The 16,282-nt window shown below is 46.9% G+C and carries 11 protein-coding genes and 1 pseudogene; 1 reads left to right on the top strand and 11 read right to left on the bottom strand.

The annotated features are described in order from the left end of the window. Positions 1-84 precede the first annotated feature (84 nt). Positions 85-183: pseudogene (rpsU, locus tag NJ959_RS13475) on the top strand (30S ribosomal protein S21); the annotation flags it as partial. A gap of 332 nt (positions 184-515) precedes the next feature. Here rpsU and NJ959_RS13470 read toward each other — a convergent pair. From NJ959_RS13470 to NJ959_RS13420, 11 genes are all read right to left on the bottom strand, one after another. Next, on the bottom strand, positions 516-1,319 hold the full coding sequence (locus NJ959_RS13470) for a DUF5829 family protein (RefSeq protein WP_254012269.1): 804 nt from the start codon (positions 1,317-1,319) through the stop codon (positions 516-518). 195 nt (positions 1,320-1,514) lie between these two features. Further along, the gene (locus NJ959_RS13465; protein WP_254012268.1) at positions 1,515-5,468 is read right to left on the bottom strand and encodes a PatA/PatG family cyanobactin maturation protease; all 3,954 of its coding nucleotides are present in this window, start codon (positions 5,466-5,468) and stop codon (positions 1,515-1,517) included. A gap of 36 nt (positions 5,469-5,504) precedes the next feature. Next, on the bottom strand, positions 5,505-6,164 hold the full coding sequence (locus NJ959_RS13460) for a DUF5829 family protein (protein WP_254012267.1): 660 nt from the start codon (positions 6,162-6,164) through the stop codon (positions 5,505-5,507). Positions 6,165-6,249: 85 nt separating this feature from the next. Beyond that, entirely contained in the window at positions 6,250-7,233 is a 984-nt protein-coding gene (locus NJ959_RS13455; protein ID WP_254012266.1) for a LynF/TruF/PatF family peptide O-prenyltransferase, read from the bottom strand. Between the two features lie 58 nt (positions 7,234-7,291). Then, positions 7,292-8,209, bottom strand: a complete 918-nt coding sequence (locus NJ959_RS13450) for a LynF/TruF/PatF family peptide O-prenyltransferase (protein ID WP_256529180.1) — start codon at positions 8,207-8,209, stop codon at positions 7,292-7,294. 178 nt (positions 8,210-8,387) lie between these two features. Next, the gene (locus NJ959_RS13445) at positions 8,388-8,633 is read right to left on the bottom strand and encodes a DUF5837 family cyanobactin class RiPP (RefSeq protein ID WP_254012264.1); all 246 of its coding nucleotides are present in this window, start codon (positions 8,631-8,633) and stop codon (positions 8,388-8,390) included. Positions 8,634-8,779: 146 nt separating this feature from the next. Further along, the gene (locus NJ959_RS13440; protein ID WP_254012263.1) at positions 8,780-11,113 is read right to left on the bottom strand and encodes a TOMM precursor leader peptide-binding protein; all 2,334 of its coding nucleotides are present in this window, start codon (positions 11,111-11,113) and stop codon (positions 8,780-8,782) included. Between the two features lie 45 nt (positions 11,114-11,158). Next, positions 11,159-11,365: a cyanobactin biosynthesis PatC/TenC/TruC family protein gene (locus NJ959_RS13435; protein ID WP_254012262.1), complete on the bottom strand. Its 207-nt coding sequence runs from the start codon at positions 11,363-11,365 to the stop codon at positions 11,159-11,161. Between the two features lie 27 nt (positions 11,366-11,392). Further along, positions 11,393-11,644: a cyanobactin biosynthesis system PatB/AcyB/McaB family protein gene (locus NJ959_RS13430; RefSeq protein ID WP_254012261.1), complete on the bottom strand. Its 252-nt coding sequence runs from the start codon at positions 11,642-11,644 to the stop codon at positions 11,393-11,395. 101 nt (positions 11,645-11,745) lie between these two features. Beyond that, positions 11,746-13,731 (bottom strand): S8 family peptidase, encoded by a 1,986-nt coding sequence (locus NJ959_RS13425; RefSeq protein ID WP_254012260.1) that lies wholly within the window; start codon positions 13,729-13,731, stop codon positions 11,746-11,748. A gap of 618 nt (positions 13,732-14,349) precedes the next feature. Further along, on the bottom strand, positions 14,350-16,282 hold a 1,933-nt coding region (locus NJ959_RS13420; RefSeq protein WP_254012259.1), incomplete at its 5' end, for a chromosome segregation ATPase.

The raw sequence follows: 16,282 nt of genomic DNA, 5'->3' as shown, positions 1-16,282 counted from the left end.
GTGTGGGGTCTAGGGTGTGGGGTAAGAAAAATCGCTTCCTTGTCTCCCTTGTCTCCTTTGTCTCCTTTGTCTCCTTTGTCTCCGGGGATTTTGGCAGAGGTGAGGCGACACCGTAACTTTGAAACTCCTTTGGAAAAGCGCAAGCGCAAGGAAATTGCACGGCGCAAGAAACGCTGGATGTAAACCATATTATTCCCACTTTGTCAAGTATCGTGGGATTTGCCATCTTTAAATATCAAGAGCTGCGGCGGGATGGGATTTGTTTTCCTTCTCGCTTTATTTATAGCTAGGGGCTAGAGGCTAGGGGCTAGGGGAAGAAGGGAATGAAATCAAGGGTTTCAGTAATTTAGAAGGTTATGATTTTTTTCAGACTGTTGAACGATTGTTTGACGCGCTTGGTGAACGAGAGATTCGTTTCAGCAGGAAGCACTAGAAGAAGAGTAGGGAAAGAGAAGAGCAGTTAAGTTTTGATTCCGCGCCGTAACCCATCACCGGGCATTCTATATAGGGATCAGCTATCCAAACTCCCAAATTGCGAATGAGTTACCCACATTTAACTGTGCATTTTTACCGAACATAAATGTTCTTTCCTGATGAGGTTTATCCTTCAGCGTGCAAACAACCTTGCGAATTCGATAACGGGGAGCAACTTTCTGGCTTACTTGTATAATAAAACCATGAGAATGATAGGTAGTCACATCTCCTACGCAAGATGAGTCATAGCCAAAAGCTTGAAGTAGTAATGCTAACTCCTCCTGTTCCGCTAAAGTCAATTCAAGATGAACTTCTGAAATGTCGTCAAATAAAGAGGCTTCGGAAGTATCAAGGTTTTTTAGATAAGCAGCACGGTTAAAGTAACCGGCACTGGTAAGTTTGATGTTTTTATACTTTAAATAATCCTGATGAAATTCCATCAACCATGAAGCAAATGCTTCTCTCTCTACTGGGTTGATGGACAAATAATGAAACCAGGGAACTTTTCCATCTTCGGTTTGACGAACTCGCAAATCAGAAAGGATTTCTTTAGATCCGAATAAGGATCTAAAGAAATCCTTTACAATATCAATCTGTCCTGCTTGTTGACTATTGAAAGCAATACCAGAAAAACCTTCCCTCAACCCTTCAGCACCTCCTGGTGAAAAAAGCTCAAGATAGCTATGTTTTCCCCTGAGATAAGTTCCCGTCCAACTCTCTGTATCAGTTTCTACGGTATCTCTGGTTATTGTGCAGAATTCTTGGCTAATGAACTCTGATTTGGCTATTGACTCTAGGGTTTCTGTATCGAGAGTAACATATAAATGGTTGAATTCTATTCCCATGTTTTTACTTTTTGAGCCTTAGTAATACAAATTGTGGAACAGACAAGATGCCTGTTCAGAAAAACTCTTTAACTTAAGTCGTGCAAAGGTATTAGGATTATTCCCAAAATTACGAGTACCTTGAAGGAAGTTCTGGAATTGCCCAGAAGCTCAAGCCATACCGACTCTTGTGACGTGAGTCCCTCACCAGTGCGTTCAACTCACTTTACCAGGGATTGACCAGCTCCTCACCTCACCCAAAGTCACCGGCATCAATTGCACCACATCAAGGGTAAAGCGGAAAACCTTGCGCGATCGACGACTACTTTCTGAGTCAAAGAATTCAAGCTTGACATCCCAACAGTCGCTATTGATGCGACAGAAGGGGCTTTTTTCGACGTTAATAGTGTCGAGTTGACGACTCTGGGCGATCGCCTGAGCAAAGACGGAAGCTGCTTGGAATATGTTGGTAGCAGCGAAATTGAGAGCGCGATCGCGCGAAGTCTGCCCCAAATTCCGTAGATCGTTGTAGACTCGGTTGAGGAAGGAGGTCAGAGCTTGTCGCACGATCGGTTCTTGGGCTTCGTCTAATTGACGAGAGATTCGCACCATTGCCGCGTTCACCAGAGCATTCACTTTCCAGCCGTACATCCCCCGCACGTCATGTACCTTCACCACAGGCACAACCTCACCGGAGAAGAGTTCCACCGTGCGGTTGGTACGTCGGGCTGGTACGCTGATCCGCTCCACAAATTCATCGCTGGTTTCTGGCTCCAGTTGCCCCGCCAACATCAGCAGAAATATCTCGTAGATCTCCGTTGAAAACGGTCCCGTTGGCTCTAGGACATAGATTGTGTCTCCATCCAGGCTCAAAGTCCAAATCAGGGATCGGGCTTCGTCGGGGTTGCGATCGAGGTGTTCGATCATCTGGCGGGCATCGTAGGGGTCTGCTGGAACCATGATACCGTTGACTTCGGCGGGAGCCATCAGTTGTTTGAAAGTATCGCGGCGGGCTTCATCCCCGAAGTCGTAGCCGAGGGTTCCTAGGGCGTAAACGTTGCCAGAGTAGGCGGTGCTGGCTTCGACTGTGGCGGGGTCAGCAGTGGCGGGGTCAGCAGCAGTAACGGATGCTTCCGTGGGTGTAGCAAGAGTGGCGGGTTGCACGGCTGGGCTGGCAGTCGTAGCCGTTATAGCAGCCGTGATGCTTGCCGGGGCAACCGTAGCGGTAGGGATGGCATATCCAGCACGTTCGGTGCGGGTCACTTGGTCGCCCGCGAAGGAAATGGTAACTGAGGGTTGCCCAAAAAGCACTTTCATTACGCCGGGGATATTGACAAAGCCGCGCAGACAGCGTTCGGGTTCTTCCACAACCACTGGATCGCAGGGAATGGCAGTGTTCAGCAGTGCCGTGCGGACGGCTTCGGCATCGACGGGTTTGCCCTCTTGCAGTTGCAAACTCATCAGCAGTGCAGAAATACCCGTCATCACGGGAGCAGCCATGCTGGTTCCTGTTAGGCGCACGGGTTTTTCGGTACAGGGTTGCGCCCCTAGAATATCTTCACCCGGAGCGAGGATACCTTCTTCTGCGTTGTTGCCGCCCCAATTGCTAAAGTGGGCTGGTGTACCATCAACTTTAGCCGCACCTACGGCCAAAGTTCCCGATAGTACTGCTGGCATACACCAATTTTCGTCTAAATTGTTTCCCGTTGGCGCAACGATCAAGATATTGTTGTCTAAGCATTTTTTGATAGCTTGGACAAGGATTTCCTCCCCTTCACCCGTTTGGGTGGGACGACAAAAGGCACAATGAATAATATTTGCACCTAATTCTATCCCTAACTCCAAAGCACGGGCTAAATTGAGGGGAGACAGCATATCATCCCACTTGATCAGAGCATCCTGGGGCATATTGATCACCCGACAGTTAGGAGCAATACCAAAAACCGGACTATGTTCTTGACCTACGACGATACTGGTGACATGACAAGCATGATCGTTAAGTTCTATACGCTCCTTGGTATTAGGAAAAGCTGCGGATAGAGCGTCTTCTTTCTTCTGTCCTTTCAGTCCCTGATCTCGGATTTCTTGGAATTTGGCATAATCTTCTGGGGGAATTGGTTCTGCTGGTTCATGCCAATAGGGGAAAACTTTAGAAACTTCAGCCCCGGCAAAACAAGACAAGGTGTGGTCTGGATCGCCGTCTATAATAACAATGGTGATACGAGGATCGCCCAAGGTTTGGTTATGAAGTTCAGCTAGTCCCGGTATCCGTTCATCGAGATCGTGAGGGTGAAGGGCGATCGCCGTTTTGGTAGCAGAACTCTCAACTTCACTAATCTCAACTTCACTAATCTCAACTTCACTATCGGAAACAGCCACCGGGTCGCCATCTGATTCTGCCCCACTATCTAAAGCCTCTGAAGCTGTTAATTCAGATGTAAACTGAGCATAAACAGGTAAATCAGCAGACTCAGCCCCAGTTTCTTCAACTTGCTGCAAAATATTTTCATTAACTTCGTCGGACTCAACCGGCTGAGTTTCTGCCATCAACCCCACTGGTTCAACCCCACTGGACAAAATTCCTGCGGACAGAGACTCAGTTTCAAGATCAAATCCGTCAAATTCAGTTGCAATGGCTGATAAAGTTACTTCAGTAGACGTTTCTGGGGTATTAACCTCCATTGACTCATATACACTCGCTTTAACATTACTTTTGGGCAAAGATCCAAGCGCAAACTCTCCTACAGCCGACTCTTCCACATAGTTCAGTCCTACTGCTTGCCCAAAAGCATCGCTATCCCCAACCCCCCAGGCACAGGGAGCCAATCCCATGTTTGTTGCTACTAGGTAGAGATTTTGCTGTAATACTCCAACGTTTTTAAGCACTAACGAATAGCCTATCGAGTGGTACTTGCGGAACAAGCGGCCAAACCGCGCTGTGAATACAAGAATGACTTGTGGTAGTTCCAATTGATCTCTTGGCACTTTCTGGAGAAAATCATAGCCTGATAGAGCAAAAAAATTGTCTTCTGTCAAGTCTTCTGTTACTCTGATCTGCTCTAGTTGATGATTCAATGGATCGTAGTGATACACTCCTTGACCCAAGCCTTCACAAAGCCGTACCATTGGGTAGATTTCTAATTCATACATTCCTCCTGCACCCGGATAAGGGCGACGGCTTAACTCGCCAAAGTCAATATCGGCTTCAAAACCGATTATTTCTCGCCAATTCTTCCCAAACCATTCTTCTACAGAAAGCAATTCCTTAACACGAGCAGTACGATAAAGTAGCTCTCCCAGTTGCTCAATGGTGATGGGATGGTTATCATCATATTCTCTAACAGATTTCCGTGTTTCGATCGCTTCCGTGAGGGTGGCATCATTAGACATCAATGCCCCTAAGTTCGGACGTGGTAGCGGCACAATCTGATCGCTCATAGGCGGCTTCACAACAGGGAAATCTGCCCAATGGTCTATATCATGGTCAATGGCTGGATAGTCATGGCGACCGGAGCGGCTGCGGCTGTGGAACAGCAGGTTATGAAAATCCCAAAGCTGAAGGGAGGGGATTTCCGGGTCAGTCGTGAGGAATCCCGTTGCCCACAACAGGTTAAGAAACTGATAGGCGGTTTCTGGACCCAGGTAAGGTGGCGGCGTAATTGTCCCTAATGTTTGGGACTGGGCAAGTTGAGCCAGAATTGCACTGGCTCGCCAGTCGAGCAGTTTAACCCGAAATTTGGACAGAGGGGACTCTAACACCATTGTGCCTTCGTAGGAATGTTGATAGGCAAAGCGGGAAAGAGTGATCTTGGTTTGTGTCCAATGGGGTTGGGTTAGATTCAACTCGGCGGAATCCACCATCGGGACTGCCATTGCTAGAGGCAACACGGCATAACTCAACCAACCTCGCTCATCGAGTTGTTGTAACTTCAGTGTGAATGCTTCACCGGCGGTATTACCGTCAAGTTCGGTTAAGGCTTTTATCAGTGATTCAGTAGTGGTGTCACCCGCCTTGAGATAATCGAGAGCAACACTGATGCCGGGAGTTGTAGCAAGGGTTAGCAAAGCAGTCTGGTCTGATTCTGCCGAGTGCAGAGTGTATTTATCCTCGGCACTGGTGACTTGAATATCGGGGTTAAGAGAGACGGCGAAAGGGTGATTGTTGTTCATAGGGGTGGATAATGGAAAACGATGGATTAGGTTAAGTTAGTCAATGAAAGCAGCTATCGGTGAAATTATTAGAAATGGAATCTTATTTGATGTTAAGAATTGGGGTAGTTTAATGCCAGGACAAGAGATTACTAACTTGAATATCGGGATTAAGGGAAATAGCAAAAGGGCAATTGTAAATAAACAGGTTTCGGAAGTATTAAGGTCTTTAAGATAAGCAGCACGGTCAAAGCAACCTCCACTGGTTAGTTTAATGTTTTTATAATCTAAATAATCTTGATGAAATTCCATCAACCAAGAAGCAAAAGCTTCTCTCGCTGCTGGGTTGATAGACAAATAATGAAACCAGGGGACTTGTCCCACTTCGGTTTGACGAACTTGTAAATAAGACAGTATTTCTGGAGATTTTAGAAATGATCTGAGCTTTTCCTTCACAATATCAATCTCTCCTGCTTGTGGACTATTGAAACCAAGACCGGAAAAACCTTCCTTCAACCCTTCAGCACCCCCCGGCGGAAAAAGCTCAACATAGGCATTTTTTCCCCTAAGATAAGTTCCCGTCCAACTTTCTGCATCAGTTTTTACGGTATCTGTGGACATTGTGCAGAATTGTTGATCAATGAACTCTGATTTAGCGATTGACTCTAGGGTTTCTGGGTTGAGAGTAATGTATAAATGGTTAAATTCTATTGCCATATTCTTGCCTGCTACATAAAGTGATACAACGTGGTATATTACGTCACACTGAGGTTTATTTCCTGCTTCATCATGGACTCTTTCTCTATCCTTGATGGGGAGTCCGTCGGGCCATCATTTCCTTGTATTCAGGATAAGGTTGGTAGCTATCCCTTCGCGTATAAAAAAGACAGAAATTTTCTAAGCGACTTTTTTCTAGCTCTTTTTCCGTAACAACAACGGTAGCATCTACAACACAATCTTGATTTTTGACAAAACTATAGATTCTATCCCCCAAATCATTAAATGAAAATAAGGTTGATATATTTTTAACACTGGCAGCTGGGAAAAAAAACCACAAAACCGGCTCCGTAGAAGCCCCAGAGTAAGATAACCATATTAAATGAGACTTTCTAAACAGAGAATTTACTTTTTCGGAAAAATGTTTTTCAATATAAGGAGTAAGATAACTCCCTCTTTGTCCTAAATCTCCAAATATTGCTGGCGCACCAGGACTAATTTCAATAATACTACGACCGTCAAAAAAAAGTTCAAAACCAATAAGAATTGTTTCTCTAATGAGGATTTGTGTTAATTCCTCTGGGTAAAATCTTTGATCGAGAGTCATTGCCGTTCTAACTAACTCTTCAGGATCTTGATCGTGATCGAGATGAAAATATAGACTAACACTTGACTTTTTAAGATTAGGATCGACACGAATCCCAATACTATTATTAATAATTTTACGAGAGTTAAAGTGAGTTGCACAAAATTGCTCAAATGCCTGACGCTTAATCTTAATTCCTAAATAATTTTCAAGTTTATCTAAAAATTTAACCGTAGGATTGAGACATTCTGGCCAAGTTACACCTATATAATTACAAACTTCAAAACGTCCCGCCCATAGTTGATTACCCTCTACCTTACATGAAGAATCAACACCACAAGTACCTTCAATTTCCAGGATCGCTTCCTCAAATATTGGAATCGGAAAAACTCGTTCCACATCAAATGCTTCTAAGTGAGAACGAACAATATGAAGACGACGTTCTCGCAAATTTATCTGTTGCAATGACTGATCTAAAGACACTTTAGTTTTCTCCTGTAAATAAAATCATCAAGTTTCACTGTAATTTAACCCCAAACTTTCAATCACATTTTTTACGATAGTAGAAGCGAAATTCTTCTAACTTGTTTTTTTCTAGAGCTTTTTCAGTTACACCGATTCCGAAAAACCCAGATGGTTCATTATTTTGACAAAAACCATAAATTCTCTCCCCTAAACTGTTAAATAAAAAGCTTTTTTTGATGTCTTTTAACTCATCAAACTCAAAATACAAAACTGGTTGCTCATTCCCTTGGGAAAAACCAATAATAAAAATAGCGGATTGATTAGCTAGAGAAATAATTTTTGGGGAGAAATTTCTTTCCAGATAAGAACGTAGATATTGACCCTTTTTTCCCAATATTGAAAGGTTTTTTTTCCCAGCACAGTTAGTGTAAAATTCTAAGACACTATATCCATTCAGAAAAAAATCAAACCCGATCATATAACAGTCCTTGAGAAGTACCTGAATAACTTCGGGCGAATAGGAACCTTGATCAAGAGCAATTGCCGTCATAACTAGCTCATCACAATCTTGATCTTCTGCTAAACGAATATGAACTTTAAGACTAGAATCCTTAATATTTGGCCGCAAATCAATCCCGAACACACTACCAATAATTTTATGAGAATTAATATGAACTGCTAAAAACTTATCCAACAATTCACGATCAACTGAAATGCCAACCCGACATTTAACTGCATCTAAAAAATTCAAGGACTGTTCTATTGACCGGGGCCAATTCACCATCGAGGCATTAAACCGACCCGCAAATAATCTATTTCCCTCTACCTTACAAGATGGTTCAATTCCCCAACAACAGTCTAAATCCACAACTGCTTGCTCAAAAAGAGAGAGAGGAAACTCTGGAGCCACATCAAAAGCCTCTAAATGCTCACGAATCGCTCGGAGTCGTTTCTCCTTAGACTGACCATCTTGAAGGGGACTAATTAGATTCATAGTTAATTGTTCTCTTACTTATGATTATATGGAGATGGAGTATAGAGATAAAACAACCTCGCCAGAAAATTGTGATGGCTGTTGATACAATCTTTGACCCCATCTCCACTGAAACTATCCTATTCTCAGGCGAAGGTACTTGATGAAATACCACGCTCTTAGAAAAGGCTAGATGAGATTACTCTGCGTCATACGCACACACACAAACGGTAATAGACGCTTCTGCACCGTCATACGCACACACACAAACGGTAATAGACGCTTCTGCACCGTCATACGCACACGCACAAACGGTAATAGACGCTTCTGCACCATTACCACCGAGAGCTTCCTCAGAGAGTTCAGCTAAGTGGCTAGGAAGTTGGCCAGCAGTCATACGGATGACGGGTTTGCCTTGTGCGGGTAGGATGTTTTTCTTGTTCATTGGAGGTTTACCTCTATTGTTTGATTTGGTTTACTAGACCCGTTAGGGTGGGTTAGCCCCCTTCCACCTTGCGGCGAAGCTTGTTAGTTGGCAATTTGAAGGGAATTATTGCCAAGCAAATTCTTAAATATTTGGTGGCTGCCAAGTTAAAACGGTATATTCGTCGGGTTCATCTCAGCTTCAGGAAGTGACTCCTTGAGCCAGCCCAGTTTTACTGGTACGTCATAGAGCCGCCCTGGTCCAAACCGTGACCAAAAAGTTCGCATTCCCGGTATGATGACCTTAACCACGTTTAATCCGATATCTGGTCGCGTTTGGTCTAATACCAACGTTTCTAACCCAACTGTGCGAGCAATCTCTACACAAGCCATCACGTCAGTGTAAATGTCATTACTCCAACGCTTCGGATAATCACTGGCGGTTTTCATTGGCTGCGATCGATCTGGTGCTAAACAAGGATGAGTCTCCAGAGTTACCCCGAGCATCCAGTCCTTGGACTCGCCATCGAGCTTATCGTCAGGGATTTTGTCTAGTTCTAGTCCCACTTGACTGACCTCAGTGACAGCGCGAAGAATAGCAATTGTCGGGTCAAGGTGCGCTCCGAAACCAATAGAGACACGCTCCGAACTGCCCACCGTGCGCCGTGATAGCCCGGCAAACGCCGGAATCCCGAAATCAGCAGTCACATCTAACACCCATAATTCACGATTCTGTTCTCGATAGAACTGTTGCAAATCGATAAAATAGGGATCATTAAAGGTACTCAGATCCACCTCTGGACGGCGTAGGCGGTTGTACCACCAGATCGCTATACTGTCCCGTTCCACCAGTTCCATAAACCCTTGCAGGATGGCTTCTTCTAGGGTATTGCCCGCAGCGTTACCGTTAGAATCCGCCTTACAGAAGCGATGAGCATCTGGCAAAGGGTAATTGTAGTAACAAAGGGCAGTAGGCAGATATTTATGCGAATGCTCAGTCAAGGACCATACCGGAGTCCAGTCAATCGCTTGACTAGGATCAAATCGCAGGGGAATCCAGCGATAGGCCGCTGCTGAACCTTGGGCATTTAAAGCCTCTCGGTTAGCATACTGCGCGTCACTAAAATGCAAACACTGCTCTGGATGAATGGCCAAATCTCCCAGTTCAGCCAAGGTTGCTTGTTTACGGGGTTCGTCCCCTTGAAAGATGCCCGAATAGCGTTCAATAGCCTCACATAAACCACTAGCACGGGATTGGCTGTCAGTCTTGCCCTTGCCAGAACTCTTGTGGCGTAGCATATTCCGTAAACCACGCAGGGAAGTGGAACTGCCAAAGGCATGGCCTGCCTTGTAGGTATGTACCAACGGATTAGCCGGATCGGTGATCCGCACCAGTTCCGTTACCACTCCCGTCACCGGACTAATCAAGTGCTGGTATTTTTGCACCGTCTGTTCTGGAGTGGTGGCGCGATGACCGCCATCTGACGTGAAATGCTTTGGGCGCGATTCCAGCTTCAGCGGTTCAAACCCTCGCCGCTGCAAAATTTTGGGATCGCCACAGGTCGGACATTGCGATCGCTTAATCAAAATATGGGTTTTCAAGTCCAGAATCGTCTGGTTGAAGGTGATAATCTTGCCATCCAATGTCGGGAAGCGAGCCGTTCCCGGTGCAGCCGCATTGACGTGGTGCTTGACAATCCACTTGGCAATCTCAGTGGCTGCAAACTGTAACCCCGTTTGCAGAGTCGAAGGCAGCGTCGCCCGTGCCGTGGGCAAGCATCCCATCACACGCCCGTTCTGACCATTGCGCTGCTGCTGTGCCTGTTTTTGCCGCAACACCGATGCCTCAACTTCGCGGTTGCCCCGCAGCCGATGAGCCAGACAGTCCCAACATCCCGTCTCCCCAGGAACAAACACCGGACCCAACCACAGAACACTACCCACGGGCTTGACAATCAGCCAAGTTTGTTGGCTTTCCAGAGCCTGCTTGTTGATGGTAGCTAGTTCGGGCTGTAAATAGTCATCGGTTAAGACGATGTTTAGAGCGGCTGGAGAATCCCCGTCTGTGGGGTTTTGCACCGGAATGCCCATGTCCCGCAGGGCAGTGGCGAGGGCAGCAACGGTGACTTCACTGATGTTATCGCCCACCGTTGTCAGGGTCACAGGTTGCTGTAGCCCCTGGGCCGCCACGGGGGGTGCAATCCCTAACTCGCTCCAAAATGCCGCCACTTCCGAGGATAGTTCCGGGGCAGCCTCGGTGAGGTAGCCCTTCTCTGCCAATCGATCGATCACATAGTCAATGTATTCCGGCGGGACTTCCCCATCCAGCTTTTCCACAATCTGCTCAAGGGTGTGTTGCCCGTTTAAAAGGGGCACAATCTGGCAGTAGAGTTGCCCGGTGAGGGCGTGGTTGCTCTGTTCGCCAAGGAGATACACTTGCTTTGGCTCAATCGCCTCGACATGAAAATGGGGCTTAATTTGGAGGAGTGTGGTGGATTCCATAGAGCAAACAGTCATTAAGTGGACGATAACAAGACGGGCTAGGGGTTAAGCCCAGATGCGACCCCGTCGGAAAGGCTTGCTCTCCGGATCTGGCGCTTTGGCATGTTTGTTGACGTATTCGCACCAGTAGGAATAATCTTGCAGCCCAGTCTGGCCTGTGGGCACGTAAGACTTTTTCGGTTCAGGGGTGGAGGAGGCTTCCGAGGGGGTTGTTGCTGTTTTATTATCCATAGTTTCCTTTTGCTGAGGCATCGTGATGAGGGGCTTATCAGTGGCTCGTTAATAGAATCTTCCCATGCCCCCAAAGCCGCCCCAGCCCTGGCTGGCTGGACTCTGGCTTGCACTAGAGTGCATCACTTGGTTGAAACTGCGGTTGGCAAAGGCTGGAGGATCGTTATAGTTAGCAGCATGGAGCAAATCCATCCGAATATGGACCAAATCTTCTGGACGACCATTTTCCAAATCCACGGAGAGCGCGGGCTGGATGAAATGGGGACGTTTGACGGGGGGAGACAAGAGAGGAAGTCGCATGGTGTAGTGTGGGATTCTCCGTATAGATAGGGTGAAGAAATCTAGATGTCTTGGCGAGAGTGCATTTTGTTGTTGCACTCTCACCCAAATTCTGTTGCCCTTTAATACGGTGAAGACCAGGAACGAACTTCGCCCAAGGTAACCGGAATTAAATCGCTCACATCAATGGTGAAGCGGAAAATCTTCTTGGCACGGCGGCTGTTTTCAGGGTCAAAGAACTTCAGCTTCACATCCCAGCAGTCGCTATCCATACGACAGAAGGGACTCTTCTCAACGGTAATGCTGTCGAGTTCCATGCCAACGGCAACCGCTTCGCTGAAGGTTTGGGCCGCTTGGAAGGCGTTGGTGACAGAGAAATTGAGGGCGCGATCTTGGGAGGTGGTTCCCAAGTTGCGGAGGTCGTAGTAGATCCGGTTGAGGAAGCCATCTAAAGTTTTGCGGATGCGATCTTCGTCAGCAGTGGCATCTTCAGCTTGTACCGCTGCCATCGCGGCGTTGACCAAGTTATTGACTTTCCAACCGTAGATGCCGCGAGTGCTTTGGGGTTCAAGTACTGGGATAACTTGACCGGAGAAGAGTTTGACACGGCGTCCGGTTAAGATGCCGGGGATGCTAACACGTTCAACGTATTCGGCATCGTTTTCGGGTTGGATTTGACCGGATAGCAGTTCGTGGAGGGCACGGTAAGACTCGGCGGCAAAGGGACCGGCGGGGTCGATCGCATAGACTGGAGTCAATTCAATGTTAATCGTCCAAATGAGCGATCGCGACTCAGAAATATTGCCGTCCAGGTAGTCCACCATCTGGCGGGCATCGTAGGGGTTTGCTGGTACCATCACCCCTCCCCCTAAGTCAAACGGGGGCATCAGTTGTTTAAACGAGTCCCGACGGGCTTCACTCCCGAAGTCATAGCCCAGGGTTCCCAGGGCATAGACAAGTTGACCCATGTCAGCGAGTTCGCTGGGGGCTTGGCTGGCAGTGACAGAATTAGCAGTTAAGTTGGGCATCATTGGTTGTTGGTTTACAGGGGTGGGGAATGATTTGATCAAGTCTTGCAAGTTGGGAGTGTTGCTGGGGGCAGCCACCGGGGTGTCTGTTGCAGTAACCGAGGTAGCAGCGGGTTGCCCTGACTGGGCGGCAATGGGTTCACTAGCGTTGGTTATCCCGCCACCACAACCGCAGCCTGCGGCTTCTACTTCCGATACATCGACTGATGTGAATTCCTCAGCCATCTTTCCTCCTTTAACTAACGTTATCGCTCCAGGGATGTTCAGTTTGCCCGCCAGACACCTTTGGGTTGCTTCTGGCAAGTCCGAGTCGCATGGTAAGGCACTCTGCAATAAGATTTGACGAACTTTTTGGGGATTGGGGGTTTCACCTTGCTCCTGCTGGAGACTCAGCAGCACGGCGGCTACACCTGAGACAATCGGAGTGGCGAAGCTGGTACCGCTAAGGCGGTGAGTGCCACCACCGGGTTTAGCCCCTAGGATGTCCTCACCCGGTGCAAGGATGCCTTGGATTTGGTAGGTTTCTCCCCAGTTGCTAAAGTCCAGGGGTTTGCCATTGGCATCCATCGCCCCCACCGCCAGGACAGCGGGCAAGGCGGCGGGTACGTGGAGGCAATCGCAACCATTGTTGCCAGCCGCTGCGACTAGTAAAACGTTGTTCTCTCGACATAGACGAACAGCATTTTTTAGCCAGCCATCGGCTTCGCCAAAGTCGGTTAGTTGACCCCCACTGATGTTGATTACATTAGCCCCGGCGTTGACTGCTTGCTCAATCCCCCTAGCCAAATCTAGCTGAGAGGTTTTGCGACGGTCATCGGCAAATACCGGGACTATTATCCCCTTACATCGGGGAGCAATCCCCTGGACTGGACTGCCCGGTTGCCCAAAGATAATGCTGGCAACGTGGGTGCCGTGGGCGGACATACTGCCATCAACCATCGCTTCTCCTTTCACCAAGGTGGGCAGATAAGTTATATCTGCACCTTGAAAGCAAGGATGAGTTCGGTCTACAGGGCCATCCAAAACAGCAACACAAATACTAGGATCTCCTTGGGAGATTGTACTTAATGTTTCTAGCATTTAAACGTATTTATTTCCAACAATAATCAGACATATTGAATCCGGAAAAATCTAGCAATAACTAGAAAATTCTGTTTATGATACAACTTGAAATGATAATATCATCCCAGACTAGGAGGTATCTCTCAAAGCCGTAAACATATTTTTGAAAGCGCCATTTATATTGCGTCCAATAGTCTGACCGCAGTTGGCTGGCGAGATTCTATTGCTTGGGATTAGCCCAGATGACTTGTCTGTTAAGTTGGCTATTCAGTGATTGTTTGGTTCTACCGCACTAGTTGTATATAACCATACGCAAGATGACTAAGCAAATAGTCTTAACATTTTTTTTATATTTATTCCCGGTGTTTATTTATAACTTTGTTGTGTGATAATAAAATACGTTTGACATCTTTTCTTGACCGATAAGGTGGGCAAGTAAGCCGTCTGGTATAACTCAATAACAAGAAGACGATAGCTGGGGTAGCCAACTGCGGTAAAACAGCCCAAATCCATAGGTGGCAAGGCTCATAGTTATAGGAATAGATCTCAAATGGGTTCTATAGAAATAGGACTTTTGAGGAGTGAATTAAAACTCAGCTCCCCAGCTCCCCAGCTCCCCAGCTCCCCAGCCTTCAATTATTGAGGATCGGTAGGTGGAATTGGAATAACTTCGGGAATAGGCTCTAAACCCTTTTGCCATTCTTGAATTTGCGCTTGAGCTGACTGATATGCTTCTGTACCAGAGGGAATCATTTTCGCGATCGCAATTGCTTCGGTAACATTGAATGAGGAGCGATCTTGCGCCATTGCCAGAAGTTGATAACTCCAGCGATTGACGGCGATGACAGCATCACCTCTGACTTTGGCGGCGCTAGGAACTCCTCTTGCGGTGCGGATGGCATTAGATATTGCTTCTGGAGTTCCCGGGGTAGCTGTCTCATAAGATTCCTGTAAGCGCTGTTGACCATCAATTTCCGCTTGCCACTGTCTGATATTATTTTGGGCTTCACGGGAGAGTGCCCTTCCCGGTTTAATTTGTTGGGCGGCAGTGATGGCGGAGGGAAGGCTTCCGGAATTGGCCAGGGTGCGAGCTTGATCTAGATAAGGTTGGTCTTCTATTTTCTCAAGAGCGCTACTCCACTCGCGAATTTTCTCTTGGGCTTGGGGGTAAAGAGCGCGGCCTGCAGTAATGCGACGGGCTTCTTGAATCGCGTCTTGCAATCCGCTTGCACCACCCAAACTAGCAATTTGTTTGGCTCTATCTAGATAGGGTTGGTCTTCTGTCGCCTCAATTTTACTTTGCCAACGTCCGGCATCAGCTTGTGCTTCAGAGTAGCGGGGATTACCTTTAGGAATCTTCTCGACTTCGGTAATAGCATCCCTCAAGTCAGGGACTAATCCCGAACTCGCCGTAGTTTTCGCTTGATCCAGTCTAGCCAAATCATCAATTTCTCGTTGCCAACGATCGCTTAATGCCTCTGCCTCATTATATAGAGGACGACCGCTCCCTACTTTTTTTGCCGCTGCAATTGCACTTTCTAAATCAGAAACCGTTCCGGATGAAGCGGCAGATATAGCATTTGCCAGAGCAATTAGGTCAGATTTAACTTCCGGTAATTTAACACTATCGGGCAGTTTATTAGCAATTTCCAGAACCCCTTGCCAATCTCGTCTTTCTAAGCGGTTCCGCGCCCGCTCGACTAACTTCTTGCCAGCTTCAGCAATTAAATCCTGAGCTTCTTTATAAGCATAACTTTTATGAGAAATTTTATCTGCTTCCTTAATTGCTGCTAAGAGATCCTCTACACTGTTACTTTGACTAAAATCGCGAGCTTTATCCAACTTCTGGCTGTCATCGCGAGCAATTGAAATTTGATCGACAATTTCGTCGTACTTGACTGCCGCCCAATATTTATTATCTAAAGAGGTTAATTTTACCGCCTCTCTAAATGCGACAGTCCAGTGAGATTCCCTTAGTTGTTGTTCAGCTTTCTGATAAATACCTTCTGCCTTAGCCCAGATTCCCTGCCAACGTTCGATCCGAGCTTGCCCGAGTTTAGATGCTTTGGACTTAGTGGGGATGCGATTGGCAATTGCTTTTGCTTCATCAAGCTTACCTGCTTGGAACTTAGCTTCCCCAATTTTCAAGATATCGAGGGACCACTGCTCCGTCAGACTATCAATTTCCTCGCGTAACGGGTGATCTTGTGGTAAGGCCTCAATTAGCTCTATCGCTTTGAGCAAATCCTCTGCGGTTTGCTTGTTTGCTGCTAGCTGGGCACAATAGAGGCGCATTGATGCCGAAGCCGTCGGCCAAAAAGTTGCAGGGCAATTGGGTACTGCTGGCAACTTGAACAACAAAGCAAAGGCAATTAATCCCACGCCACCAGAGACTAACATGATCAAAAGGAATGTCCAAGGCCAGCGCAGGGCAAAGCGAAAGAACCCCAAGCGATTACCTTTGGAGGATTTGGGTTCGGTAACCGTCGATGTAACTAGTTCTTCGTCATCTGTATCAGGGGCTGGGGGGGAATGAGGGGCATGGGTATTTGAGGCAACACGCATAACC

Origin of the sequence: Limnofasciculus baicalensis BBK-W-15 (assembly GCF_024178385.1) — a bacterium.
Classification (GTDB): Bacteria; Cyanobacteriota; Cyanobacteriia; order Cyanobacteriales; family Coleofasciculaceae; genus Limnofasciculus; species Limnofasciculus baicalensis.
Note: the sequence above shows the minus strand (reverse complement) of the source record. Positions and strands in the feature narration are given on the sequence as shown.

Excerpts from the sequence above, each read along its gene's own strand:
- NJ959_RS13470 (WP_254012269.1), bottom strand. The coding sequence starts at position 1,319 with ATGGGAATAGAATTCAACCATTTATATGTTACTCTCGATACAGAAACC.
- NJ959_RS13465 (WP_254012268.1), bottom strand. The coding sequence starts at position 5,468 with ATGAACAACAATCACCCTTTCGCCGTCTCTCTTAACCCCGATATTCAA.
- NJ959_RS13460 (WP_254012267.1), bottom strand. The coding sequence starts at position 6,164 with ATGGCAATAGAATTTAACCATTTATACATTACTCTCAACCCAGAAACC.
- NJ959_RS13450 (WP_256529180.1), bottom strand. The coding sequence starts at position 8,209 with ATGAATCTAATTAGTCCCCTTCAAGATGGTCAGTCTAAGGAGAAACGA.
- NJ959_RS13445 (WP_254012264.1), bottom strand. The coding sequence starts at position 8,633 with ATGAACAAGAAAAACATCCTACCCGCACAAGGCAAACCCGTCATCCGT.
- NJ959_RS13440 (WP_254012263.1), bottom strand. The coding sequence starts at position 11,113 with ATGGAATCCACCACACTCCTCCAAATTAAGCCCCATTTTCATGTCGAG.
- NJ959_RS13435 (WP_254012262.1), bottom strand. The coding sequence starts at position 11,365 with ATGCCTCAGCAAAAGGAAACTATGGATAATAAAACAGCAACAACCCCC.
- NJ959_RS13430 (WP_254012261.1), bottom strand. The coding sequence starts at position 11,644 with ATGCGACTTCCTCTCTTGTCTCCCCCCGTCAAACGTCCCCATTTCATC.
- NJ959_RS13425 (WP_254012260.1), bottom strand. The coding sequence starts at position 13,731 with ATGCTAGAAACATTAAGTACAATCTCCCAAGGAGATCCTAGTATTTGT.